This window comes from Solimonas sp. K1W22B-7 (genome assembly GCF_003428335.1).
In the GTDB taxonomy this organism is placed as follows: Bacteria; Pseudomonadota; Gammaproteobacteria; order Nevskiales; family Nevskiaceae; genus Solimonas_A.
Genome location: NZ_CP031704.1, coordinates 4,995,663 through 5,019,202, shown reverse-complemented (window position 1 = coordinate 5,019,202; position 23,540 = coordinate 4,995,663). Strand labels below are relative to the sequence as shown.

At 64.0% G+C, this 23,540-nt stretch carries 14 protein-coding genes and 1 tRNA gene; 12 read left to right on the top strand and 3 right to left on the bottom strand.

Features of this window, described 5'->3' with window-relative positions; genetic code table 11:
- The first annotated feature begins 18 nt into the window (after window positions 1-18).
- The 6 genes from D0B54_RS22460 to D0B54_RS22435 all read left to right on the top strand — a co-directional run bounded on the left by D0B54_RS22460 (window position 19) and on the right by D0B54_RS22435 (window position 12,979).
- Window positions 19-3,129, top strand: coding sequence for a tannase/feruloyl esterase family alpha/beta hydrolase (locus D0B54_RS22460; protein WP_205527213.1), 3,111 nt, complete (start codon window positions 19-21; stop codon window positions 3,127-3,129).
- A gap of 23 nt (window positions 3,130-3,152) precedes the next feature.
- Window positions 3,153-5,744, top strand: coding sequence for a TonB-dependent receptor (locus D0B54_RS22455; protein ID WP_117294348.1), 2,592 nt, complete (start codon window positions 3,153-3,155; stop codon window positions 5,742-5,744).
- A gap of 18 nt (window positions 5,745-5,762) precedes the next feature.
- Window positions 5,763-6,689, top strand: a complete 927-nt coding sequence (locus tag D0B54_RS22450; RefSeq protein ID WP_117294346.1) for an alpha/beta hydrolase — start codon at window positions 5,763-5,765, stop codon at window positions 6,687-6,689.
- Between the two features lie 7 nt (window positions 6,690-6,696).
- Complete coding sequence (locus tag D0B54_RS22445; protein ID WP_240433497.1) at window positions 6,697-10,041, top strand: family 78 glycoside hydrolase catalytic domain; 3,345 nt, start codon at window positions 6,697-6,699, stop codon at window positions 10,039-10,041.
- 84 nt (window positions 10,042-10,125) lie between these two features.
- A complete protein-coding gene (locus D0B54_RS22440) occupies window positions 10,126-11,328 on the top strand; it encodes a sugar MFS transporter (RefSeq protein ID WP_117294344.1) in 1,203 nt (400 codons plus the stop codon).
- 10 nt (window positions 11,329-11,338) lie between these two features.
- Window positions 11,339-12,979: an AMP-binding protein gene (locus D0B54_RS22435; RefSeq protein WP_117294342.1), complete on the top strand. Its 1,641-nt coding sequence runs from the start codon at window positions 11,339-11,341 to the stop codon at window positions 12,977-12,979.
- 35 nt (window positions 12,980-13,014) lie between these two features.
- On the opposite strand, the gene D0B54_RS22430 is transcribed toward D0B54_RS22435, so the two are convergent.
- Window positions 13,015-14,418, bottom strand: coding sequence for an FGGY-family carbohydrate kinase (locus D0B54_RS22430; protein WP_117294340.1), 1,404 nt, complete (start codon window positions 14,416-14,418; stop codon window positions 13,015-13,017).
- Window positions 14,419-14,499: 81 nt separating this feature from the next.
- Between D0B54_RS22430 and D0B54_RS22425 the strand changes: the two genes are divergently transcribed.
- From D0B54_RS22425 to D0B54_RS22415, 3 genes are read left to right on the top strand one after another with little or no spacing between them, the layout of a single operon-like run.
- Complete coding sequence (locus tag D0B54_RS22425) at window positions 14,500-16,593, top strand: bifunctional rhamnulose-1-phosphate aldolase/short-chain dehydrogenase (RefSeq protein ID WP_117294338.1); 2,094 nt, start codon at window positions 14,500-14,502, stop codon at window positions 16,591-16,593.
- An 18-nt stretch (window positions 16,594-16,611) separates the two neighbouring features.
- The gene (locus D0B54_RS22420) at window positions 16,612-17,898 is read left to right on the top strand and encodes a TIM barrel protein (RefSeq protein ID WP_117294336.1); all 1,287 of its coding nucleotides are present in this window, start codon (window positions 16,612-16,614) and stop codon (window positions 17,896-17,898) included.
- Window positions 17,899-17,918: 20 nt separating this feature from the next.
- On the top strand, window positions 17,919-18,761 hold the full coding sequence (locus tag D0B54_RS22415) for a DeoR/GlpR family DNA-binding transcription regulator (RefSeq protein ID WP_117294334.1): 843 nt from the start codon (window positions 17,919-17,921) through the stop codon (window positions 18,759-18,761).
- Between the two features lie 277 nt (window positions 18,762-19,038).
- Here the strand turns inward: D0B54_RS22415 and D0B54_RS22410 are convergent.
- Window positions 19,039-19,115, bottom strand: a tRNA-Arg gene (locus D0B54_RS22410).
- 200 nt (window positions 19,116-19,315) lie between these two features.
- On the opposite strand from D0B54_RS22410, the gene D0B54_RS22405 reads away from it, so the two are divergent.
- The 3 genes from D0B54_RS22405 to D0B54_RS22395 all read left to right on the top strand — a co-directional run bounded on the left by D0B54_RS22405 (window position 19,316) and on the right by D0B54_RS22395 (window position 21,963).
- On the top strand, window positions 19,316-19,747 hold the full coding sequence (locus D0B54_RS22405) for a c-type cytochrome (RefSeq protein WP_240433496.1): 432 nt from the start codon (window positions 19,316-19,318) through the stop codon (window positions 19,745-19,747).
- 229 nt (window positions 19,748-19,976) lie between these two features.
- On the top strand, window positions 19,977-21,065 hold the full coding sequence (locus D0B54_RS22400; protein ID WP_117294330.1) for an outer membrane beta-barrel protein: 1,089 nt from the start codon (window positions 19,977-19,979) through the stop codon (window positions 21,063-21,065).
- 229 nt (window positions 21,066-21,294) lie between these two features.
- On the top strand, window positions 21,295-21,963 hold the full coding sequence (locus D0B54_RS22395) for a TorF family putative porin (protein ID WP_117294328.1): 669 nt from the start codon (window positions 21,295-21,297) through the stop codon (window positions 21,961-21,963).
- Window positions 21,964-22,028: 65 nt separating this feature from the next.
- On the opposite strand, the gene D0B54_RS22390 is transcribed toward D0B54_RS22395, so the two are convergent.
- Entirely contained in the window at window positions 22,029-23,537 is a 1,509-nt protein-coding gene (locus tag D0B54_RS22390; RefSeq protein ID WP_117294326.1) for a YifB family Mg chelatase-like AAA ATPase, read from the bottom strand.
- Between the last annotated feature and the right edge of the window lie 3 nt (window positions 23,538-23,540).

Sequence of the window (23,540 nt, the reverse complement as noted above, 5' to 3'; positions counted from 1 at the left end):
CGGTGGGCCAGTCGGTGGATGTCGAGTGTTTCCCTGTTTGTCGGCCTTGCGTTCGCCGGAGGAATTGCGCACGCAGCGGACGCGGATGTCGTCAAGATCGACTCAGGTGCGCTGCGGGGTCTTCGCGGCAACGATGTCGTCGCGTTCAAGAACATTCCATATGCCGCCCCGCCGGTCGGGGATCTGCGCTGGCGTGCCCCGGCGGCGGTGCAGCACTGGACTGATGTGCGCGACGCCACCGCATTCGGCAACGACTGCTTGCAGAACCGCCAGTCCTGGGACAAGGCGATGTCGTCGCGGCCGACCAGCGAAGACTGCTTGTACCTGAACGTCTGGACGCCGAATGCCAAGGCAGGCGCCAAACTGCCGGTGATGTTCTGGATCCACGGAGGTGGTTTCACCAGCGGCTCCGGCTCATCGCCGCTGACGATCGGCGACAAGCTCGCCGCCAAGGGCGTCGTCGTCGTCACGATCAACTATCGCCTTGGTCGCTTCGGCTTCTTTGCGCATCCGGCGCTGAGTGCGGAAAGCCCGGACGCAGCACTCGGCAACTACGCGTTCATGGACCAGATCGCCGCGCTGCGGTGGGCACAGCGCAACATCGCCGCATTTGGCGGTGACCCGGCGAAGGTAACGATCTTCGGCGAATCCGCCGGCGGCAACTCGGTCAATAACCTGCTGCTCAGCGAAGCCGCGAAAGGTCTGTTCGCGCAGGCGATCAGCCAGTCCGGTGGCGGCCGCGACCAGTGGCCAGACCTGCGTCGGGATCAGCCTGAGAAACCGTCGGCGGAAGCCATCGGTGTCGCGTTCGCCAAGGATGTGAAGCTCAAGGATGCGACCACCGCGCAATTGCGCACACTGCCCGCCAACAAGGTGCTCGGCGACATCAGCCTGCTCAATCCCGAGAAAAAGACCTGGAGCGGCCCGATGATTGATGGGCGCATCGTCAAGCAGCCGGTGGTCACCGGCTTCGCCGCGGGAAAACAGAACAAGGTGCCGCTGCTGATCGGTTCCAACGGAGATGAGCTCGGCGCAGTGCCGAGCTTCTTCATGGGTTCGATCGTCAAGGAGTTGCTGCCGCGCCTCGGTGGCAGCAAGGACGCGGTGATTGCAGCTTATGGTTCGCGCGACGCCTTCAACGCCAGCTTCGCGAGCGATCTCAACTTCGTCGAGCCGGCGCGCACGATCGCGACCGCCGCGGTGAAGTCGGGTCAGGCCACGTACCTGTATCGCTTCAACTACGTGATAGAAGACAAGCGCGACGATCTCAAGGGCGCGCCGCATGCCTCCGATGTTCCGTTCATCTTCGATCAGCTCGATGCGAGCGGTGAGAAAATCTCGGGTGCCGACCGCGCCGCCGCGGCGAAGCTTGGGGCGCTATGGGCGTCGTTCGCGAAGACCGGCGTGCCGAACAGCGAAGGCGTCGGCAACTGGAAGACCTTCAATCCCGCCGACGACCAGCTCTACGAGATCGGCACGAGCGCGGTCTCGATCGCCAAGGCCGGCACGCCGGGAATCGACGCGCTGAGGAAACACTTCGATGGTGGCGCCCCTGCCGCTGTCGCGAGTGAGACGAAGAGCGTGGCGTCGGCTGCAGCGGCTACTACCATTTCTTCGCCCTGCGACGCGCTGATCGATACGAAGCTTGCCGCCGGCAAGGTTGTCGCGACGCACAGCGTCGCGCCGCCGGATACGATCGACATCGGGCTCAAGGGCGTGCCGCCGCTACCGGTACAGGCCGCTTACTGCCGGATCGAGGCGACGCTGACGCCGAACCCCGGGTCCAGCATTCGTGTCGAGGTCTGGCTGCCGCCAAAGGATCTGTGGAACGGCAAGTTCGTTGGCGCCGGCAATGCCGGCTACGGCGGCGATTTCACCTCGCCGTATCTGTTCATGGGCGGCGCGGTCGCGCGCGGCTACGCGTCGGCCGGTACCGACACCGGCCACGTCGGATCGGCGATGGGCGAGAACAGCGATTCCGGTGCGTCGTGGGCGCTCAACGCGCCGGACAAGCTTCTCGACTACGGTCATCGCTCGAACCACTACACTGCGATTGCGGCGAAGGCGCTGATCAACGCGTACTACGGCGCGGCGCCGAAACGCTCGTATTTCCAGGGTTGCTCGAACGGCGGACGCGAAGCGCTGCAGGCCGCAAACCGCTATCCGGACGACTTCGACGGCATCATCTCCGGTGCGCCGGCGAATCCCTGGACCAAGGCGCTCGCCGGCATGGCCTGGAATGCGCGCGCGGTTGCAGCGACGCCGGAAGGCATGCCGGATGCCAAGCTGGCGTTGATCACCAATGCCGTGCTCGAGAGCTGCGATCTGATCGACGGTGTCAAGGACGGCGTGCTCGAGGACCCGCGTCAATGCAAGTTCGATCCGAAGGTCCTGCAATGCAAGGGCGCCGATGCCGCGGATTGCCTCACCGCGGGTCAGGTCGATTTGACGAGGAAGATCTACCAGGGGCCGCCGGACGCAAAGAAGCAGTCGCTGTATCCGGGCTTCCCGCCAGGCGTCGAATCGATCCAGTGGGGCGAGTGGATCACCGCGCCGGCGTCGAAGCACGCATTCTTCTCGACTGAATTCTTCCGCTACATCGTATTCGGCGATCCGGGTTGGGACTTGTCGAAGATGAACTTCGACAAGGACGTCGTGCTCGGTGGTGAAAAGGCTCGCAACATCCTTGACGCAAGCCCGGACATGACCGCGTTCGAGCAGAGCGGAGGCAAGCTGATTCTCTGGCATGGCTGGGGTGACGCAGCGCTGACGCCTTTGGGATCGATCCAGTACTACGAGAAGATTCGCGAGAAGGTCGGGCCGAAGAAGACCGACGAGTTCATGCGCTTCTATCTCGCACCAGGCATGGCGCATTGCCTCGGCGGCCCCGGACCGAACGACTTCGACATGCTCGGCAAGCTTGAGGACTGGGTTGAGAACGGCAAGGCGCCGAAGGAAGTGATCGCGTCGAAGTACGCCGTCGACTATGCGCGGCTGCTCGGCTTCCCGCCGGGGGAGCCGTTGCGCACGCGACCGCTGTGCCCATATCCGCAGATCGCCCGGTACAAGGGCAGCGGTTCGACGGACGACGCCAGCAATTTCAGCTGCGCAGCGCCCAAGAAGAAGTAAAGAAGACAGGCGAGGGGAAGACGATGAACGCGATCAAGGCGGGCGCGCTGGCGGCAGCCAGCGGGCTGCTGTTGGGTGTAGTGCCGGCGTACGCGCAGGCTGGGGCGGCTTCGACGGAAGAAGGCGGTTCGGAGGTAGTGGATCAACTGCTTGCCGATCTGGAGGAGCCGGGCGCGGCGACCGAAGCTCCAGCGACCGAAGCGCCGATGGCGGAAAGTGCAGGGACGGAGCCAACTGCGGACGCGTCGGTTGCGGAGACGTTGCCGACGATTGCCGTCGAGGCTGCCGCCGAGCCGGCCGCTGATACGCTTACCGAGAAGTTCGATTCGAAACGGACGACGATCGACTCGATCGTTGTCACCGCCCAGCGCCGCACCGAGCGGCTGCAGGATGTGCCGGTGGCGATCACCGTCCTGAATCAGAAGCAGATGGAGGCGGCGAACGTCACCCAGATCACCGATCTGAGCCGACTCGCACCGTCGCTCGAGGTGAACGGCACGCCCGGCAACTCCGATACGCGCATCAGCATCCGCGGCATATCGACGGAGTCCTTCAGCGTCACTGCCGAACAGGCGGTGTCGCTGGTCGTTGACGGCGTCGTGCTCGGCAAGGCGCCATCGGTCAGTCTCTTCGATGTCGGCCACGTTGAAGTTCTGCGCGGCCCTCAGGGCACGCTGTTCGGCAAGAACGCTTCGGCCGGCGTCGTCAGCATCAGTACCAATGCGCCGGATCCGAGCCAGTTCATGGCGGCACTCCGCGCCGACATGGGCTCGGAATGGGACTACCGCCTTCTGCAGGCGAGCGTCAACCTGCCGCTCGGCGACACCGCGGCGATCCGCATCAATGGCGGCCAGACCTACACCAGCGGCTTCTACCACAACGCCGTCCGAAACGAGGACAGCGAGCAGAACATCAAGGGCGCGCGGGCGCGCTTTCTGTGGGACATCACGCCGAACCTGACGCTGAACCTGATCGCCGACTACGAGCAGCAGTACACCTCGGAGCAGATCTACCTCGCCTACGATCGCTACAGCGATCCGGAAACCGGAGCGCCGCGCGAGATCGCGCGCTGCAACGGTACTTTCGCGGGTGCGGACAACACGACCACCTGCAACAACGATCCAACCTTCAATCGCGGCAAGTCCTGGGGCTATTCAGGACAGCTCGAATGGGCGATCGGCGACTACACGCTCAACTCGATCACTGCGATGCGTCGCTACACGCAGTACAACGAGATCGACGTCGACGGCATGAACGGCAACTACTACAACAATGCCAATGCCTTCAACAATCGCGTGTTGTCCCAGGAAATCCGCATCGCCTCGCCGTCCGAGGATCGCCTGAAGTACGTCGCCGGCGTGTTCTACTCGGACTCGCATGTGCCGAACGATCTCGACCAGCTGATCGGCCCGGACATGCTCGCCGCGCTTGGCACCGGCACCGTGCCGATCTCGCTGTGCACGCTGCTCGGCGTCTGCCTGGGCGATATCGTCGGCCTGTACCAACCCAACCAGTACACCGCGGACATCAAGAGCGCTGCCGTGTTCGCGCAGTTCACCTTCAGCATCACCGATCCGCTGAAGCTGATCGCCGGCGCGCGCTACACGCGCGACGACGTGCAGATGGTGTCGTCGTCGTACATCGGCGTGCAGAGCCCCCTGCTGCCGAACCCGATCATCATTCCGCAGGCCCAGAACCTGCTTGGCCGCGAGAAGGTCGATGCGGTGTCCTGGCGGGCCGGCCTGCAGTACAACTTCACCGACGACATCATGGCGTACTTCACCGCATCGCGCGGCTACAAGGGCCCGCAGATCGTGTTCAAGCCGCCGAACCTGATTCCCACCATCAACGCCGCCGCGCTCGCCATCAACCTGCCGACGCCTGCGGAGATCAACACCGTGCGGCCCGAGTACCCGATGGACTACCAGCTCGGCGTGAAGGTGACGCTGTTCGGCGGCGCGGTCGCGGCTAACGCGGCGCTCTTCCACACGACGATCAAGGACTTCCAGGCCTCGGTGTTCAACGGCCAGGCGAGCTTCACGCCGACCAATGTGCCCGAACTCGTCACCAAGGGTCTGGAGTTCGACCTTCTCGGCTTCCTGTCCGAGAACCTGATGTTCAACGCCGGCTTCCTGTACAACTCGGCCACCTACCCGGACGGCTATCGTGGCGCCTGCGTGCAGGTCAGCGCGGCCTGCCCGGACACCGATCCGGAGACGACGCAGGACATCGGCGGTCGCCAGTTGGTCGTCGCGCCGAAGTGGAAGGTGACCTTCTCGCCCGAGTACTCGTTCAACCTGCCGTTCGGTTCGCGAGGCTTCGTTTCGGCCGACGCGGTTTACCGCTCCGAAATGCATTTCAGTGCATCGCCCGATACGAGAACCGAAGTCGGAGCCCGCACCGTGGTCGGCGGGCGTATCGGCGTCCGCGGCGCCGGGGAAAACTGGGAAGTCTCGGTGTTCGGGCGTAACCTCACCGACGAGCGCAATCCTGCTTTCCTGTTCGCGCCGTATCTGCTGAGCTCGGCCAGCTCGCCAGGCGTGGATGCGTCAGGACACGCGCTCTTCACCGAATCGTTCCGCTTCTTCGGCGTCTCCGCCGGCATTCGCTTCTAAGGATTTCGAGGACCATCCATGTATTCGATTCTTCGTCTGACTGCCCTGTGTCTATGTGCCTGGGGCATCGCCGGCAACGCGGTCGCGGCAGACACCGCCGCCGCGCCGGCACGTCCACTGATCAGGGTCTGGCCCGGCGTTGCGCCAGGTTCGGAGAACTGGCAGCAGATCCAGCAGGACAGCAAGATGCCCTGGGGCGACCGCGTCGTCCGCAACGTGGTGTCGCCGACACTCGAGGTGTTCGCCGCGGATCCGGCGAAGGCCAACGGCACTGCGGTGGTGATCGCGCCGGGAGGCGCGTTCCGCTTCCTGTCGATCGACACCGAAGGCACGCAGGTCGCGAGCTGGCTCGCGTCGCAGGGCGTTGCGTCGTTCGTCCTGCGCTATCGTCTCGGCGAGACCGCCGCGTCCGATGCGCGGTTCCTGGGCCAGATGTTCGCGATCCTCGCGCCGCTGTTCAAGCCGGGGCCGGCGCTGCTCGATGACATGAACAAGTACAGCCCACCGGCGATTGCCGACGGCAAGGAAGCCATCAAGCTGCTGCGCCGCCGCGCTGCCGAGTTCAAGATCAACAAAGACCGCATCGGCTTCATCGGCTTCTCCGCCGGCGGCGCCACCGGCACCGGCGTCGCCCTCAGCGAGGATGCGGAAAGCCGGCCGAACTTCTTCGCGGCGATCTACGCCGGTCCGATCACGATTGCGAAGGTACCCGAAGGCGCGCCACCGCTGTTCATTGCGGCGGCGAACGACGACAGCATCACCGCGCCGGGCTCGAAGCCGCTCGAAGCAGCCTGGAAAGCGGCCGGCCGACCGGTCGAGGCGCACTACTACGCGACCGGCGGTCATGGCTTCGGCCTGAAGAAGCAGAACAAGGCCAGCGATGTCTGGGCTGATCAGCTGCTCGCCTGGCTGGGCAGCCTCGGCGTGCTGAAGCCGACGCCCTGAGTTCACCATGCCCGCCCGCTCAGCGACACTCCGCCGCAGCCTTCTGGCCCTGCTGATGGCCGCGTCTGTTCAAGGAATTTCTGCCTGCGCGGGCAGTGCGCCGCGCGCGAACGCGGAGATCGAACGGCCCGCCGCAGTGCCCTCTGCGTTGCGCGCCGAGTACGCGCGCGCCCCGCTGGGCATCGATGCCGCGAAGCCGCGGCTCGCCTGGCGTGTTCCTGTCGTCGGCACCGACCTGAAGCAGAGTGCGTATCAAGTCCGTGTCGCGAAGAGCGTTGCGGAGATGGAATCCGCGCCACTGTGGGACAGCGGCAAGCAGATGTCGTCGAGCAGCCACCAGGTCGAGTACTCCGGCCCGGTGCTGGAATCGCGGACGCGCTACCAATGGCAGGTGCGGACCTGGGACGGCAAGGATCGCGTGTCTGGCTGGAGTGCGCCCTCGCACTGGGAGACCGGCCTGCTGCAGCCGCAGGACTGGAGCGCGCAGTGGATCTCCGGTCGGCTGAATGTCGATCACGATTTCAAGGACGCGAAGATCGTCGTCGATTTCACCTTGAGCGGCAAGGCGTTTGGCGTGCTGTTCCGCGCGCAGCCGATCGGCAAGACCTATGGCGAGGCCTATCTCTGGAACATCGTCCATGAAAACGGCCAGATCCGCCTGGTACAGCAGATGCGCCGCTACGTCGGCGGCAACAGTTCCAAGGTGAATCTCGCGACGCTGAAGACGCTGACCCTGGCGACCGATGCCGCCGCGTGGATCGCCAGGCCGCATAAGCTGCAGATCCAGGCAATCGGCGATCGCATCGTCACGATCGTCGATGATGGCGTGCCCGATACGCTGACCGAAGCGACGCAGACCCACGGCACGATCGGTTTCTTCTCGGCGCATGAGGATGCGGCTACCGTGCACGCGGTGTCGGTGCAGGCGGATGGTGCTGAATTCAAGACCGACTTCAAGGACGGCATCAATCCGTTCACGGGCGGCTCGGTGACGGGCAGCGGGCTCAGGCTCGCTGCCGGCGTGCCCGACAAGGATGTCGTGCTGCCCATCGCGGCGCCGGCGCCGTTGCTGCGTCGTGCATTCGAGCTGCCGGCTCAACCGGTTTCCGCACGGCTGTACGTCGCCGCCGGCGGCCTGCCGGATATCGCGATCAACGGCACGGCGATCGGCGAGGCGATGCAGGACGGCTACACGGACTACAGCAAGCGCGTGCTGTATCGCACGTTCGACGTCACGGGCGCGGTGCGTGGCGGCGCCAACGTGTTGAGCGCCGAGCTTGGCCGCGGCTGGTACGGCGTCTCCGAGCCGAACGAGTGGTACTGGCACATGGCGCCCTGGCATGCGGCGCCGGCGCTGCGCGCGCAACTCGAGGTCCTGTTCGCGGATGGCAAGCGTCAGACGATCGGCACCGACGGCCAGTGGCGCACGACCGATGGCCCGACGCGGCATGACTCGGTCTATGCGGGTGAACGTTACGACGCGCGCCTGTTGCCGAAGCACTGGCGGCGCGGCGGATTCGACGACAGTGGCTGGTCTGCCGCGAACGTCGTCGCGGGTCCGGCAGGGCCGTTGCGCGCTGCCACGCAGGAGCCGATTGCCGTGACTGGCGCGATAAGGCCGGTCTCTGTCAGCGAGCCGAAGCCCGGCATCTACGTCTTCGACTTCGGTCGCATCTTCGCCGGGCGGCTGCAGCTGAGCGTCAAGGGGCCACGCGGCACGACGGTGCGCATGGTGCAGACCGAGAAGCTGAAAGACGACGGCACCGTCGCGATATCTGGCGGTCTGGTCGACACGCAGCTGCAAACCGACCAGTACACGCTGTCGGGAGAAGGCGCCGAGCAGTGGTCGCCGAAGTTCGGCTACAGCGGTTTGCGCTATGTGCAGGTCGAAGGTTTTCCCGGCAAGCCGACGCTCGCGGCGCTCGACGCCAAGCTGATGCACTCGGATATCGATACCTCGGCGAGTTTCACGAGCAGCAACGAACTGCTGAACAAGATCCAGGCCGCCGCACGCAATACGCTGCTGAACAACATGTTCGGCAACCAGACGGATACGCCGACCTACGAGAAGAACGGCTGGACCGGCGACGCTCAGGCGTCCGCGCTGGCTTCGATCCTGAACTTCGATGTCGCGCGCGTCTGGACCAAGTGGCTTGCCGATTTCCGCGATGCGCAATCGGCCAAGGGCGAAATCCCGGAGGTGATTCCGACGACGCCTTACTACGGCTACGAGGACACGCCAGGCTGGGGCGCGGTCTGGGGACCGGTGCCGAGCTGGGATGCGGCGACCTTCATCCTGCCCTGGGAGCTGTACGAGCAGCAGGGCGACAAGCGCATCCTTCAGGACATGTACGCGACACAGAAGGCGCTGGTCGACTACACCGGCACCTGGTTCACGCCGGAGAAGCTCAACTACCGAAATCCGAACAACTTCATGCTCGGCGAGTACGCCGCCGTGATGCCGCCGGGCGGCCTGATCGCGGCGCTGCGCCAGCAGCCGAACGGGCCGATCGATGCGACCGCGAGTGCGTATTACTTCCACATGCTGAACAAGCTCGCCGACAGCGCGGCGCTGCTCGGAAAGCCGGACGACGAGACCAAATATCGCGCGATTGCCGCGCAGGTCCGCACGGCCTACAACGCACGCTACTGGGATGCCGCTGGCGAGTACTACAAGATGCCTGCGCCGACGAAAGACTTCGCGCAGACGCCGAACATTCTCGCCATCGCCTTCGGCCTCGTGCCAGACGGCAAGGAAGCGGTCGTGATGCGCTGGCTCAACGATGACATCGTCAAGCGCGGCTATCACCTTGGTTGCGGCGTCTACGCCGGTCGCTATGTGATGACGATGCTTGCCGACCATGGTTACGTCGATACCGCATACAAGGTCGCGACGCGCACCGACGCGCCGAGCTGGGGCTTCTGGATCGCCAGCGGCCTGTCCACGATGGCCGAAGCCTGGGAGCTGTCGGTGCGCTCCTGGGATCATCACTACTGGGCGTCGATCAGCTCGTACTTCTACCAGAGCCTCGCCGGCATCCGCCCGACTGCGCCGGGCTACGCGACGGCGCGGATCAAGCCTCAGCCGCCGGAAGGACTTGAATCCGCCGAGGCCCGCGTGCGCACGCCGTATGGCGTGCTCGCATCGAGCTGGCGGCGCGTCGACGGCCGGTATTGGCTGACGGTCGATATACCTGCCGGCATCGATGCGGAAATCTGGCTTCCGGTCGGCGATGCGACTGCGCCGGTGGCGCCGGCTGGCGCAAGCTTCGAAGCGCTGAAGGATGGGTATGCGGTTTATCGGTCCGGGGGCGGTTCATACGTCTTCGGCACCGAGGGCGTTGCGAGGTAGCTGCTGAAGCGGGCAGGGACCCGCCCTGCATTGCCATGAATGATGTGCGGGACGCACACAGATATTGAGGAGGAGAGTCCGCAGATGTCGTCAAACCAGGGACACTGGACCGCAGCCGAGCTGCGCGTGCCGCTCGCGGTTGCCATCAGTACGTTCTTCATCTGGGGCCTGGCCTACGGCCTGCTCGACGTGCTGAACAAGCACTTCCAGGAGGTGCTGCATGTCGGCAAGGCCGAATCGACCTGGCTGCAGATCGCCTACTTCGGCGCGTATCTGACGATGAGCCTGCCTGCCGGCGCGCTGCTGCACCGGCGCGGCTACAAGTTCGGCCTGCTGTCCGGACTCGTCATCGCAGCCTGCGGTGCGTTCCTGTTCGTGCCGGCGGCGCAGGCGGTCAGCTTTCCGTTCTTCGTCGGCGCGATGTTCGTGCTCGCGACCGGCCTGTGCTTCCTCGAGACTGCGGCGGACACCTACGTCAACGTGCTTGGCCCACAAGAAGGCGCACCGAAGCGCCTGAACCTCGCGCAGTCGTTCAACAGCGTCGGTGTGTTCATCGGCCCGCTGATTGGCGGCGCGGTGTTCTTCGGCGCGAAGGACACTGGCACCGAGCTGCATTCGGTACAGATCACCTACGGCATCATCGGCATCGCGATTCTGCTGTACGCAGTGTTCGTCTCGCGCGTGCGCCTGCCGGAGATCGCCGAGCCTGAGGCCGGCGCCGGCGCCGGAAATGCACCGCTCGCGCAGCGCAAGCACTTCGTTTACGGCGTGCTGACCCAGGCCTTGTACATCGGTGCGCAGGTTGGCTGCGGCGCGTTCTTCATCAATGCCGCGACCGAGGCGCAGCCAGACCTCACGTCGCAGAGCGCCGCCTATCTGCTGTCGCTGGCGATGTTCGGCTACCTCGTCGGTCGCTTTGCGACGACGGCGCTGATGACGCGTTTCGCACCGCAGAAGATCCTGATGACCTATGGCGTGATCAACACGCTGTTGTGCCTCGTCATCGCCGGCGGCGCCGGTCGCATTGCAATAGTGGCATTGATAGCATCGTTCTTCTTCATGTCGACGATGTTCGCGACGATCTTCGCCCTGGGCGTCCGGGATCTCGGCGGGCAGACCAAGCGCGCGTCGTCGATCATGGTCATGGCGATCGGCGGTGGCGTGCTGTTGCCATACCCTATGGGGCTGATCGCCGAATCGCAGGGTACGCCGGTCGCCTTCCTGTTGCCCGCGGCGTGCTTCCTGCTCGTCGCCTGGTATGGCTGGCGCGGCGCGCAAGCTTCATGAGGAGAGAAACATGAACCAGCTGTCGATCGCCAGGGGCGAAACCAGCCCCGCGCTGCTGGCCGAAACCATCGGCGCGAATCTCGAGCGCACGGTCGCGCGGCATGGCGATCGCGAGGCGCTGGTCGTCCCGCACCAGAACTACCGCGCGAACTATCGCGAGTTCTGGGCGCAGGTTGGCCAGGCCGCGCGCGGCCTGATGGCGCGCGGCGTCGCCAAGGGCGATCGCGTCGGCATCTGGGCACCGAACCGGTTCGAGTGGGTCATCGTCCAGTACGCGACGGCGCGCATCGGCGCGATCCTTGTCACCGTCAACCCGGCCTACCGCACGGCTGAGCTGGAGTATGCACTGAATCAGTCCGGCATCAGCCTGCTGGTGATGTCGAAGAACTTCCGAACCTCGGACTACGTCGCGATGCTCGCCGAAGTGCGCTCGCGCTGCCCGCAGCTGCGGGCGTCTCTGGTGCTCGACAGCGAATGGCAGGCGTTGCTCGCCGATGCCGCCGGCGTCAGCGAGGCTCAGTTGGCCGCGCGCGAGGCGGAGCTTGTCCCCAACGATCCGATCAACCTCCAGTACACCTCGGGCACGACCGGCCTGCCGAAGGGCGCGACGCTCAGTCACACCAACATCCTCAACAACGGCTACTTCGTCGGCCTGACCTGCCAGTACACCGAGAAGGATCGCGTCTGCATTCCCGTGCCGTTCTATCACTGCTTCGGTATGGTGCTCGGCAATCTGGGCTGCACGACGCACGGCGCCTGCATGGTGGTTCCGGCGGAGAGCTTCGATCCGCTGGAGACGATGAAGGTGGTGCAGGCGGAGCGCTGCACGTCCCTCTACGGCGTGCCGACGATGTTCATCGGAGAACTCGATCATCCGGACTTCGCGAAGTTCGATTTCTCGACCTTGCGCACCGGCATCATGGCCGGCTCGCCGTGCCCGGTGGAGGTGATGAAGAAGGTCACGACGCTGATGAACATGAGCGAGGTGACGATCGGCTACGGCATGACCGAGACCTCGCCGATCTCGACGCAGACGCGTGCCGACGATGCCTTCGACTATCGCGTTTCGACGGTCGGCCGGGTGCATCCGCATGTCGAGGTCAAGGTCGTCGATCCGGAAACAGGCGAGACCGTGCCGCGTGGCGAAAAGGGCGAATTCTGCACGCGTGGCTACTCGGTGATGCTCGGTTACTGGAACAACCGCGAGGCGACCGGGAAGTCGATCGATGCCGACGGCTGGATGCATACCGGCGATCTGGCGACGATGGATGAGCATGGCTATCTGAAGATCGTCGGCCGCATCAAGGACATGATCATCCGCGGCGGCGAGAACATCTTCCCTCGTGAGGTCGAGGAGTTCCTCTACACGCATCCCGGCGTCGCCGACGTGCAGGTGATCGGCGTGCCGAGCCTGAAGTACGGCGAGGAAGTGATGGCCTGGGTCAAGCCGCGCCCGGGCGTGGCGCTGAGCGCCGAGGAGATGACGGCGTACTGCAAGGCGCGCATCGCCGGCTTCAAGGTGCCGCGCCACTGGAAGTTCGTCGACAGTTTCCCGATGACGGTCACCGGCAAGATCCAGAAGTTCAAGATGCGCGAAGAGTCGATCGCGGAACTGGGGTTGCAGACTGCAGCCGCAATCAAGACGGCCTGAAGAGCGCGCCGGGCTCGTTTGATCGCGCTAAAAGCCTACGCGGGCGCGGAGTATTCCGCTTCGGCAAGGCTTAGCCACTGGGCTTTGTATCCACTCAGATCTGCCCTGAGGGGCGCGACGCGCTGCAGTTCGCCGGGAGACGGGAGTTCAGGATCTATCAATCGTAGAGCCCCATAGCTGACCCCGCCGTCGGCGCCTCCGTTTACGTAGACCTGCGTGCCTGGGCGCATCTGCGCGAGTGCCTGGACGAACAATGAGCACTGTGCGAATCGACCTTCGATGAGCAATCTCTCTTTTGCGCCAATCAGATCGAGCATGCGATCAACCATGAGGGCCGCATACAGGGCTATTGCCGCGCTCTGTCCAGCCGAGGTCCCGGGCTTGGCGATCCAGCGACCTTTTGAATGTGGGTACGGACCCACACCCGGCACCCACCCCGGCAGTACAAAGCTGCCGGCCGTCAGGACTGACGACAAGCCGTTGTTGTCATCCTGGCCGTATAGCCCCCCCAGAAGCTCGAGCTCGCGCCCGCCCATGAAGCGGGCGGAAGGAATCGGCTGGCCATCGACATCCACGTTGACCAAACAGTCCCGTGTCTCGGACAGCGTAGTGGGATCGAGCCGTTCACCGCGACCTGGGGTGCGCATCGCCACGAACCAGGTGCCAGTTGACAGGGTGGTGGCCTCCTGCCCGGCGAGTTCCGGGAATCCACGCGCCGCCAGCAATGCCGCATTGGAGTCATGCAGGCCGCAGAGCACGCGGACCTGTGGGGAGAGGCCAGTGCGTGCAAACCATTCGGGCGTTAGCGTTCCCAGTGCTTCGCGCGCATGGCGAAGCGGGGCTAATCGCTGGGCCCAGCCCTGACCATGCGCAAGGTCTGAAGGCTGATGCTGAGCGGGGCGCCACAGATCGGTGTGGCAGCCAAGACTACTGATTTCTGCAGCGGTCACGCCGCACATCCGCCAGGCCCAGTACTGCGGCCACGGCAGGATGCGAGCCTCTCCCTGCAAGACCCCCGGCTGCTCCACTCCGAGGCGGTAGAGTTGTACGCCCAAATTGAGGCCATCGGGAAGTGCAGGTGAGCCGGTCGCCGTGAACGGGTCGCGCAAAGCATCGTACTGGCTGCGTAGCTCAGGCGTTATGGAGGCTTCGTAGTCGGTGACGGCGCAGGCCAGGCGCCCCTGCCGTACGACTGCAGCGGCGGCACCGTGGCCCACCGGCACAATGGCGAAAACGGCCCCTTTTCGAGCGAATCCGCTCATGACCTCGATTGCCCAGGCCTCGATACCTTCCACGTCCAGGCAACGGTGCCCGGCAACATCGATTTCAAGGTTGCGCCGAGTCCACTGCTCAAGCAGACGCCCATCGGGGTCCCACAGGCTCAGCTTTGCCAGTGTTTTTCCAATGTCGAAGACAATGACTCGACCCGGCAGCACCATTCCTCTCCTGAATTGACGCAATGAGATTGAATATTATCTAAAATGATTGAAATTGACTAGATCAATGATTAAAGTGGCGCCATGAACGCGCACGACACTGCAAGCCCTTTTGCTGTTCCCGCCACCCGATGGTCGGATGAACAGGCCGACGCCCTTTCAGCCGAGGAACTTCTTCTCTATCGCTCCAATTTGCTCGGTTCCGACCTGACAGTCACTAATTTTGGTGGCGGTAACACTTCGGCCAAGCTGACTGGCGTGGACCCCCTGACAGGTGGAAAGGTGCCGGTGCTCTGGGTCAAGGGGTCTGGGGGCGACATTGGATCGATGAAGCTGGACGGATTCGCCAGTTTGTATCTCGACAAGCTGATTGGCCTGGAGAAGCTCTATCAGGGCGTAGAGCAAGAAGACGAGATGGTGGGCTACCTGCCGCATTGCACCTTCGCACTCAACCCTCGCGCGGCGTCAATTGATACGCCGTTGCATGGGTTCCTGCCCTTTACGCATGTTGACCACCTGCATCCGGACTCCGTCACCGCCCTGGCCGCCGCGGATAATGGAGAGGCCATCACCCGGGAAGTCTATGGCGGTGACGTGGGGTGGATGGCCTGGAAGCGACCGGGCTTCGACTTGGGCCTGCGGCTGCGCGAGTACGTCAAGAAAAACCCAGGCCTCCGCGGCGTCGTGATGGCCAGCCACGGATTGATCTGCTGGGGTGATACCGCAAAATCCTGCTATGAGAACTCGATCGATCTGATCGCTCGAGCGGCGCGATTCCTGAATCAGCACCTGGCGTCCGGACCGGCATTTGGTGGATCTGTTGTGCCTCCGCTGCCTGCTGAGCAGCGCGAGCGTGTCGCGGCAGCGCTGATGCCGCGGCTGCGAGCCGTCATGGATGCGGGGCGCCCCAAGGTGGGCCACTTCAGCGATGACCGCGAATCTCTGGAGTTCGCCGGAAGCCGGGATTTTCTGCGGCTCTCAGCCATCGGTACCTCTTGTCCTGATCATTTTCTGAGGACAAAGATCGCCCCGCTGGCTTTGGATCCTGAACGAATCGAAGACGAAGCCTACTTGGCCCAGGCAGTTGCCGAGTACCGCGAGAAGTACGCGGCGTACTACGAGCGTTGTGCCAAGCCGGGAGATCCGGCCATGCGTGACGCCAATCCAGTCGTGATCATGGTCCCTGGGCTGGGCCGCATCAGCTTTGCTGCCGACAAAACGACGGCGCGCCTGGCCGGGGAGTTCTACGGAAACGCCATCAACGTCATGCGGGGTGCGGAAGCCATCGGCAGGTACGCAGGCCTGGATGAGCGTGAGGCCTTCGGCATTGAATACTGGCAGTTGGAGGAGGCCAAGCTCAGGCGTCTGCCTCCCCCGAAGCCTTTGGTCGGCCGTGTGGCACTCATCACTGGCGGCGCTGGAGGCATCGGTGCAGCCACCGCGGCGCGACTGCTGCGAGATGGGGCCTGCGTCGTGATTGCCGATCGCGACGCTGTTGCACTGGACCAAGCGCATGATGGATTCGCCAGGCAGTTTGGAAAAGACCTTGTGCGAGCCGCAGTATGCGATGTAACCGACGAAGCGCAGGTGACGGCTTGCTTTGAAAGTTGCGCGCGGGAGTTTGGCGGTCTGGATATCCTTGTCGCCAATGCGGGGCTGGCCTCCTCGGCATCGCTCGAGGAAACCAGCGTAGACCTGTGGCGCAGGAACTACAGTGTTCTCGCGGAGGGCTATTTCCTCACGTCCCGCGCTGCCTTCCCGCTCCTCAAGAAGCGAGGCGGCTCCATCATCTTCATCGGTTCGAAAAACGCTCTGGCGGCAACCCCCAATGCTTCGGCTTATGCCTCCGCAAAAGCCGCCGCCGTTCATCTTGCGCGATGCCTTGCATTGGAGGGAGGCCCCAGCGGGATTCGCGTGAATGTCGTCAATCCGGATGCGGTTATCCGGGGCTCGCGCATTTGGGACGGCGACTGGCGCAAGGAAAGGGCTCAGGCCTACGGCATCGACTCTGGCGAGGCGCTGGAGCAGCACTACCGGAACAGGAGCCTGCTCAAACGCGACGTTCTGCCCGAAGATATTGCCGAGGCGGTACTGTTCCTTGCGTCAGATGCCTCCGCAAAGTCGACTGGAAACATCATCAATGTGGATGCTGGAAACGCCCAGGCATTCACGCGATAAAAGATAACGGAGACTAGCATGACGCTCATCAGCGCCGACCTTGTTCAAACCCACAACGACCAGTGCCTGCCGGCACTCAATGAAGACTATGGACACCTGGCGCACAGCTTGAAGCGGCGTGGTATCGATGTGGATGTCGTCAAGAAGCACCTGGCGCGTTTCGAGCTTGCTCAGCCCAGTTGGGGTGTGGGCGTGGGTGGCACCAGATTCGCTCGATTCCCTATCGCGGGAGAGCCGACCCATCTTGAAGAGAAGCTTGAAGACTGCGCGGTTGTGCATCAACTGTGCAGGATTACTCCGAGGGTTTCTCCTCACTTTCCGTGGGACAAGGTCAGTGATCCGCGGGCATTGCGTGACCAGGCGGAGAGTCTCGGATTGGGGTTCGACGCGGTAAACTCCAACACCTTTCAGGACGCTGCGGGTCAGAAACTCAGTTATCGGCATGGTTCGTTGACGCATTCGAATCCCGCTGTTCGAGCGCAGGCCGTGGAGCACAACGTCGAGTGCATCCGGCTGGGTGAGGCCCTCGGGTCCAAGGCATTGACGGTATGGATCGGTGACGGCACGAATTTTCCTGGGCAGCAGTCGTTGTCGGCGTCCTTTGATCGCTATCTGGAGTCTGCCGCACAGATTTACGCAACGCTTCCGTCTGATTGGAAAATGCTGCTGGAGCACAAGCTCTACGAACCCGCCTTCTACTCCACGGTGATTTCTGACTGGGGCAGCAGCATTCTCGCCGCGCAGCAGTTGGGGCCTCAGGCGCAGTGCCTGGTTGACCTGGGCCACCATGCGCCGAGCGTGAATATTGAACAGATCGTGGCGCGCTTGCACCGCTTTGGAAAACTAGGTGGGTTCCACTTCAACGACTCCAAGTACGGTGACGACGATCTGGACTCCGGTTCCATCAACCCCCACCAGCTGTTCCTGGTCTTCAACGAACTCGTCGAGGCCGCACTGCGGTCGCCGGACACGTTTGCCCCGGCTTACATGATCGACCAGTCACACAACATCACGGACCCCATCGAGAGCCTGCTCTCCAGCGCCGAAGCCATCGCTGGAGCCTATGCCCGCGCCCTCCTCGTGGATCGCGGTGCGCTGCAGCAGCATCAGCAAACCAACGACGTCATGCTGGGCTTTCAGACGCTCCGGCGGGCCTATAATGTCGATGTCACGCCGATTGTTGCCATGGCCCGCTACGAACAGGGGGGCGCGATCGACCCTATCGGCGCCTATCGTCAAGCGGGGTGGCGGACGAGCAAGGCGCAGGAGCGTCGTGTCAGCACGGGGGGCGCAGGCATCGTCTGAAACCATCGGTCCGGAGTCCCATGCACGCTGCTGAACGCGAACGATTCATCCTGCAACTGCTGCGCCAGCGAGGCTTCATTTCCTTTCAGGAACTTGACCGCCAGGTCGAGGTATCTCCCGCAACCTTGCGGCGTGATCTGGAAAAGCTGGAACACACCGGTCAGATCGTTCGCGTTCGCGGCGGTGCCAGGCTTGCTGGGAGCGAAGCGGAGGATGTGCGGGATGAACCGCCCAGGTTAGGCGGCGCGCCGTTCCAACAGAACGTTCAACGTCGACGTGAGGCCAAAGAGAGCATAGGACGCGCTGCCGCAGGTCTTTGTCGCCATGGTGAATCGATCATCATTGATGGCGGCTCTACGACTCTGGCGATGTGCCCGTTCCTGGACGGCCTGGAGTTGCTGGTTTTGAGCAACTCTCTCCACATCATCGATGCGCTTCTTCCCCAGCAGAGCACCAGGATCGCCTTGCCGGCAGGTAACGTATTCAGGGAACAAAACATCATTCTCTCCCCTTTCGACAACGACGGCATGGGGCGTTACCGTGCTTCTCGCATGTTCATGGGGGCTGCTTCAATCGGTCGGCACGGGGTTATGCAGACGGACGCCATTCTTGCCCAGGCCGAGCGCCGACTCTTGGAGCGGGCGGATGAACTGGTTCTGCTGGTCGACAGCAGCAAGTTCGAGGCGCCGACAGGTCACGTTCTCTGCGAGCTGTCGGAAATTGATGTTGTTGTGACCGATGCGGAAATACGCGACGAACACAAGCGCTTTCTTGAGCAGGCCGGCATAGCGGTGGTTGTGGCCGATCAGCCTATCGCTGAAAGGCCCTCTGCAAAGGCACGTGGCAGGAAAGCAGGGGCCTAGCGATTGAGAGTTGGCGAACTCCGACGCAAGCCATGACGGCAGATGGGAGCAGGCGGCAGGGCATGTCGTGGCCCAGTAGCGGGCAGGGGATTGCGCCGCGGCTATTGCTAAGTCTTTGAATTGGTGCGTCCGGCAGGATGACTCGGCTTCGCCTCGCCCCGTTGGGGTCGTCGCCTGCGGTGACGATGCCACCCGGCTGGCGCTGGGTGGTCGAACCTATGATTTGTTTGTCGCAGGCTCGAATCCTGCCGGGAGAGGGCAGGTAGCCATCAATAACTGGTGCGCCCGGCAGGATTCGAACCTGCGACCTACGGTTTCGGAAACCGGCACTCTATCCAGCTGAGCTACGGGCGCGTTATACATGCCGGCACTGCCTGCCGGGGGCCACCTGCGGCGGGGCAGGGTGGGGGCAGGATGCGGCCGGCAAGGATACCCGCAAAAGCCGGTACCGGCTATACTCCCGCGCCGCAAAAGCCATATAGCCACGTCACCAGGGAGTCCCCGTGGACCACAAGAACCACGATAGCGTTTTCTTCGCAAATTTCGGCAAAGTCATGGGGGCCCTGTTCCTGATTTTCTTCATCTGCATCGGCGCCGCGGCGCTGATCGACAAGGGTGACGGCCATGGCGATGCCACCGGCAAGGATCGCCTGAATGCGCGCACCGCCCCGCTGGGCACCGTGGTGACAGACCCCAACGTGCTGCTGCAGATGCAGGCCGCCAGCAAGGTCCAGCGTGCCGCCTACACCGGCGACCAGGTGGTGGCCAAGGTCTGTGGCGCCTGCCACGATGCCGGCGTTCTCGGCGCCCCGCACGACAAGGCGTCCTGGTCGGCCCGCAAGGGCGCCAGTGGCGGCCTGGATGGCCTGGTCAAGCACGCTGTCGACGGCAAGAACAACATGCCGCCGCGCGGTGGCGATCCGGACCTGTCGGACGAGGAGATCAAGGCTGCGGTCGAGGTCCTGCTGAAGAAGCACGGCGTCTGAGAGAACCGCGATTCAACAAAAAGGCCCGGCTTTCGCCCGGCCTTTTTTGCGTCTGGTGCCCCGAAATGGCGCTGTTTCATATTCATGACAATTTTGTGAAGCCCTGTTAGAGTCGGACCGCTCTGCACCAACTAGGTGCTTGCGCGAGAGAGGGGACACCGGCAGTACGCACCAATGCGGTACGCCGGTTCGCAAAGGGTGGTTCCAAAAATTTTGTGAAAGGAGCGTTATGAGCAAGTACGTTGGCTTGTTGACGGCGGCGGGTCTCGCCTGCCTTCCGATGATGGCTTCCGCTGCCGCACCGAATCTCACCGAAGTTCTTGGTGCGTCGGGCGTCACGTTGGACGGCTACGTTTCCGGTGGCTACACCTATGGGTTCAACGACGGCCGGGTCCTCGGCGGTCATGTATTCGATGCTGTCACCGATTCATTCGACCTGAACCAGGCTGCATTCACGCTGGCCAAGCTGCCGGCGCAAGGCGCGGGCGCCGCCATCAACGTGATCGCCGGTGAAGATGCCAAGCTGCTCAACGCCGCCTATGGCGATGCCAGCCCCGGTGACGCAGACAACATCAATGTCACCCAGGCCTACCTGCAGTACGCCACCGGCGGCCTCACCATCATGGGTGGCCGCTTCGTCACGCTGGCCGGCGCCGAGGTGATCAACGACACCGCCAACGCCAACATCTCGCGCGGCTTCCTGTTCGCCGTCGCGCAGCCGCTGGTGCACACCGGTGTGCGCGCCAGCTACAAGACGGGCGGCACGACGCTCTACGGTGGCCTGTCGAACGCGGCATTCACCGTCGCCGGCAGCCCCGATATCGACACGCAGAAGACGGTCGAACTGGGTGCCGCTTTCGCGCCGTCGTCGGCCAGCTCGCTCGCTGTTACGGGCTACTACAGCCCGGACAACGGTGGCGCTACCGACACGGACTGGTTGCTTGACGTGGTCTACAGCCTTCAGGCGAGCGACATGACCCAGTTCGTGCTGAACGCCGACTACCGCACCAGCGATTTCGGCACCAGCGACGACCAGGTGATCTGGGGCCTGGCGGCCTACGGCAACTTCAAGCTCAGCGATGCCAACCGCCTCTCGCTGCGTGCGGAGTACCTCGACGTCTCCGACGCCGCTGGCGTGGCCGGTGCCGACAACGACGTGCAGAGCGTCACCCTGACGCTCGGCCACAAGGTCGTCGCCAACCTCGAACTGCTCGGCGAAGTGCGTTGGGACATGTCGGACAACGACATCTTCCCGGACGGCGCTACCTTCGAGGACAGCCAGGGCGACGTCGCCGTCAAGGCGATCTACAAGTTCTGATCGGTCTCTTTTGCTTCAAGCTTCAAGAAAGGGCCGCGAAAGCGGCCCTTTTCCATTTGACTGCAGGCACCTGCGGCTGATGCACTGCAATGGGGCGCCGCCACCCCGTAGAGCCATGCTGGTGCTTGGCATGCTGCTTGCTCCTTCGTGACGGGGGTTCGGCGTGGCACCTACGCGCGCCGTTGCCTTGAACCAACTTAAATTTGATTTTCCTCAGGAGAGGCGAAGCATGAAACTGAAGCACATTGCTGTTGCTGCTGCTCTGATGACCAGCGGCTCGGCGTTCGCGGGGGCGACGGGCAACGTCGCTGCCTTCAGCAACTATCTGTTCCGCGGCATCACCCAGACCGGCGATGATGCGGCGGTGCAGGGCGGCCTCGACTACGCCCACGCCAGCGGCTTCTACACCGGCGCCTGGGTCTCCAACACCGCGTTCGGGTCCTACGAAACCGACCTGTACGCGGGCTTCGCGGGCAAGGCCGGCGAAGTGGCCTATGACGTCGGCTACATCTTCTACGGCTACCGCGACACCACCAAGGCGAACTTCTCCGAAGTCTACGGCGGCGTCACCGTCGCCGGCCTCGGCCTGAAGCTGTTCTACAGCCCCGAGTTCGGCGTGTCCGAGGACGAGGCCTTCTACCTGACGGCCAACTACCCGATCGCGCTGAGCGAGACGCTGTCGCTGACGCCGCAGGTCGGCTACAGCTTCGGCGATGGCGTCGAGACGGGCATCACCCTGACGGCCGGCGAAGACACCTACGTGGACTACAGCCTGACGCTGGCCAAGACGCTGGAAGGCGGCCTCACCTTCACCGCTGCCATCGCCGCCAACTCGGAAGACGACATCCTGGGCAAGGAAGCGGTGTTCGTCGGCCTGAAGAAGGCGTTCGATCTGTAAATCTGTCCCGGACACTTACAAGTCCACCCCAAAAGGGCCGCGCAAGCGGCCCTTTTCCATTGAGGCTAGGCCTGGCCGCGATCCATTTCGCGGTAGCGCACGGCCTCGGCGACGTGGGCCTTGCCGATGATCTCGCTGGCATCCATGTCGGCGATGCTGCGGGCCACCTTGAGCACGCGGTGATAGGCCCGCGCCGACAGCGACAGCCGGGTCATGGCCGCCTCCAGCAGGGTCTGGGCGGCCGGCTCGGGACGGCAATGCTGCTCCAGTTCCTTCGGCCCCAGCGCGGCATTGGGCTTGCCCTGGCGCGCCAGCTGGCGCTGGCGCGCGGCGGTCACACGGACGCGCACCTGCTCGCTGGTTTCTGCTGTCGGCGAGGTGGCGGCCGTGAGCGTCTCCCGCTCCACGCGCGGCACGAACAGCTGCAGGTCGATGCGATCCAGCAGCGGGCCCGAGATGCGCCCGCGGTAGCGCAGCACCTGGTCCGGGGTGCAGCGGCACTTGCCGCTGGTATCGCCCAAGTACCCGCAAGGGCAGGGGTTCATCGCCGCCACCAGCTGGAAGCGGGCGGGGAAGTCCGACTGCCGCGCCGCGCGCGACACGGTGATGCTGCCGCTCTCCAACGGCTCGCGCAGCACCTCCAGCACCCGGCGGTCGAATTCGGGCAGTTCGTCCAGGAACAGCACGCCATGGTGCGCCAGGGTGATCTCGCCGGGCTTGGGACTGCTGCCGCCGCCGACCAGGGCGACACCGGACGCGGTGTGATGCGGGCTGCGAAAGGCGCGAATGCCCCATTTCCGTGCATCGAAGCCCCCGGGACCGATCGAGGCGATGGCCGCGGCCTCCAGGGCTTCCTCCTCAGTCATCGGCGGCAGCAGGGGCGCCAGGCGCTGGGCCAGCATCGACTTGCCGGAGCCCGGCGGCCCCAGCATCAGCAGCGAATGTCCACCAACGGCGGCGATCTCCAGCGCGCGTTTCGCCTGCCCCTGGCCGCGGACCTCGGCCAGGTCGGGTTGTCCGCCCACCGCCGGACGCGCGGCCGTGGTCCGTTGTGGCGCGAGGCTGCCCTCATGCAGGGCAGCGCAAAGCGCACCAAGATGGTGCGATACCAGGATTTCGGCGGAATTCGCCAGGCTGGCCTCGGCGAAATTGCCCGCCGGCACCAGCAGGCGGTTGCCCGCCGCCGAGGCCTTCAGGGCGGCCGACAGCGTGCCCTGCACCGGCATGATCTCCCCGGAGAGCGACAGCTCCCCGAGAACTTCCATGTTTTCAATGCGCTGCGGCGGTATCTGCTCGGAGGCGGCAAGAATGCCCAGGGCAATCGCGAGGTCGAAGCGGCCGCCGTTCTTGGGCAGGTCCGCAGGCGCCAGGTTGCAGGTGATGCGGCGATTGGGGAACTGGTAGCCGCAGTTGGCGATGGCGGCCCGGACCCGGTCCTTGGACTCGCGCACCGCGGCTTCCGGCAGGCCGACGATGCTCAGGCCCGGCAGGCCCGGGGCGAGGTGCACTTCCACCCGCACCGGATCGGCCGCCAGGCCGTTCTGGGCGCGGCTCAGGACCGTCGCAAGGCTCATGGC

Excerpts from the sequence above, each read along its gene's own strand:
- D0B54_RS22460 (WP_205527213.1), top strand. The coding sequence starts at position 19 with ATGTCGAGTGTTTCCCTGTTTGTCGGCCTTGCGTTCGCCGGAGGAATT.
- D0B54_RS22455 (WP_117294348.1), top strand. The coding sequence starts at position 3,153 with ATGAACGCGATCAAGGCGGGCGCGCTGGCGGCAGCCAGCGGGCTGCTG.
- D0B54_RS22450 (WP_117294346.1), top strand. The coding sequence starts at position 5,763 with ATGTATTCGATTCTTCGTCTGACTGCCCTGTGTCTATGTGCCTGGGGC.
- D0B54_RS22445 (WP_240433497.1), top strand. The coding sequence starts at position 6,697 with ATGCCCGCCCGCTCAGCGACACTCCGCCGCAGCCTTCTGGCCCTGCTG.
- D0B54_RS22440 (WP_117294344.1), top strand. The coding sequence starts at position 10,126 with ATGTCGTCAAACCAGGGACACTGGACCGCAGCCGAGCTGCGCGTGCCG.
- D0B54_RS22435 (WP_117294342.1), top strand. The coding sequence starts at position 11,339 with ATGAACCAGCTGTCGATCGCCAGGGGCGAAACCAGCCCCGCGCTGCTG.
- D0B54_RS22430 (WP_117294340.1), bottom strand. The coding sequence starts at position 14,418 with ATGGTGCTGCCGGGTCGAGTCATTGTCTTCGACATTGGAAAAACACTG.
- D0B54_RS22425 (WP_117294338.1), top strand. The coding sequence starts at position 14,500 with ATGAACGCGCACGACACTGCAAGCCCTTTTGCTGTTCCCGCCACCCGA.
- D0B54_RS22420 (WP_117294336.1), top strand. The coding sequence starts at position 16,612 with ATGACGCTCATCAGCGCCGACCTTGTTCAAACCCACAACGACCAGTGC.
- D0B54_RS22415 (WP_117294334.1), top strand. The coding sequence starts at position 17,919 with ATGCACGCTGCTGAACGCGAACGATTCATCCTGCAACTGCTGCGCCAG.
- D0B54_RS22405 (WP_240433496.1), top strand. The coding sequence starts at position 19,316 with ATGGGGGCCCTGTTCCTGATTTTCTTCATCTGCATCGGCGCCGCGGCG.
- D0B54_RS22400 (WP_117294330.1), top strand. The coding sequence starts at position 19,977 with ATGAGCAAGTACGTTGGCTTGTTGACGGCGGCGGGTCTCGCCTGCCTT.
- D0B54_RS22395 (WP_117294328.1), top strand. The coding sequence starts at position 21,295 with ATGAAACTGAAGCACATTGCTGTTGCTGCTGCTCTGATGACCAGCGGC.
- D0B54_RS22390 (WP_117294326.1), bottom strand. The coding sequence starts at position 23,537 with ATGAGCCTTGCGACGGTCCTGAGCCGCGCCCAGAACGGCCTGGCGGCC.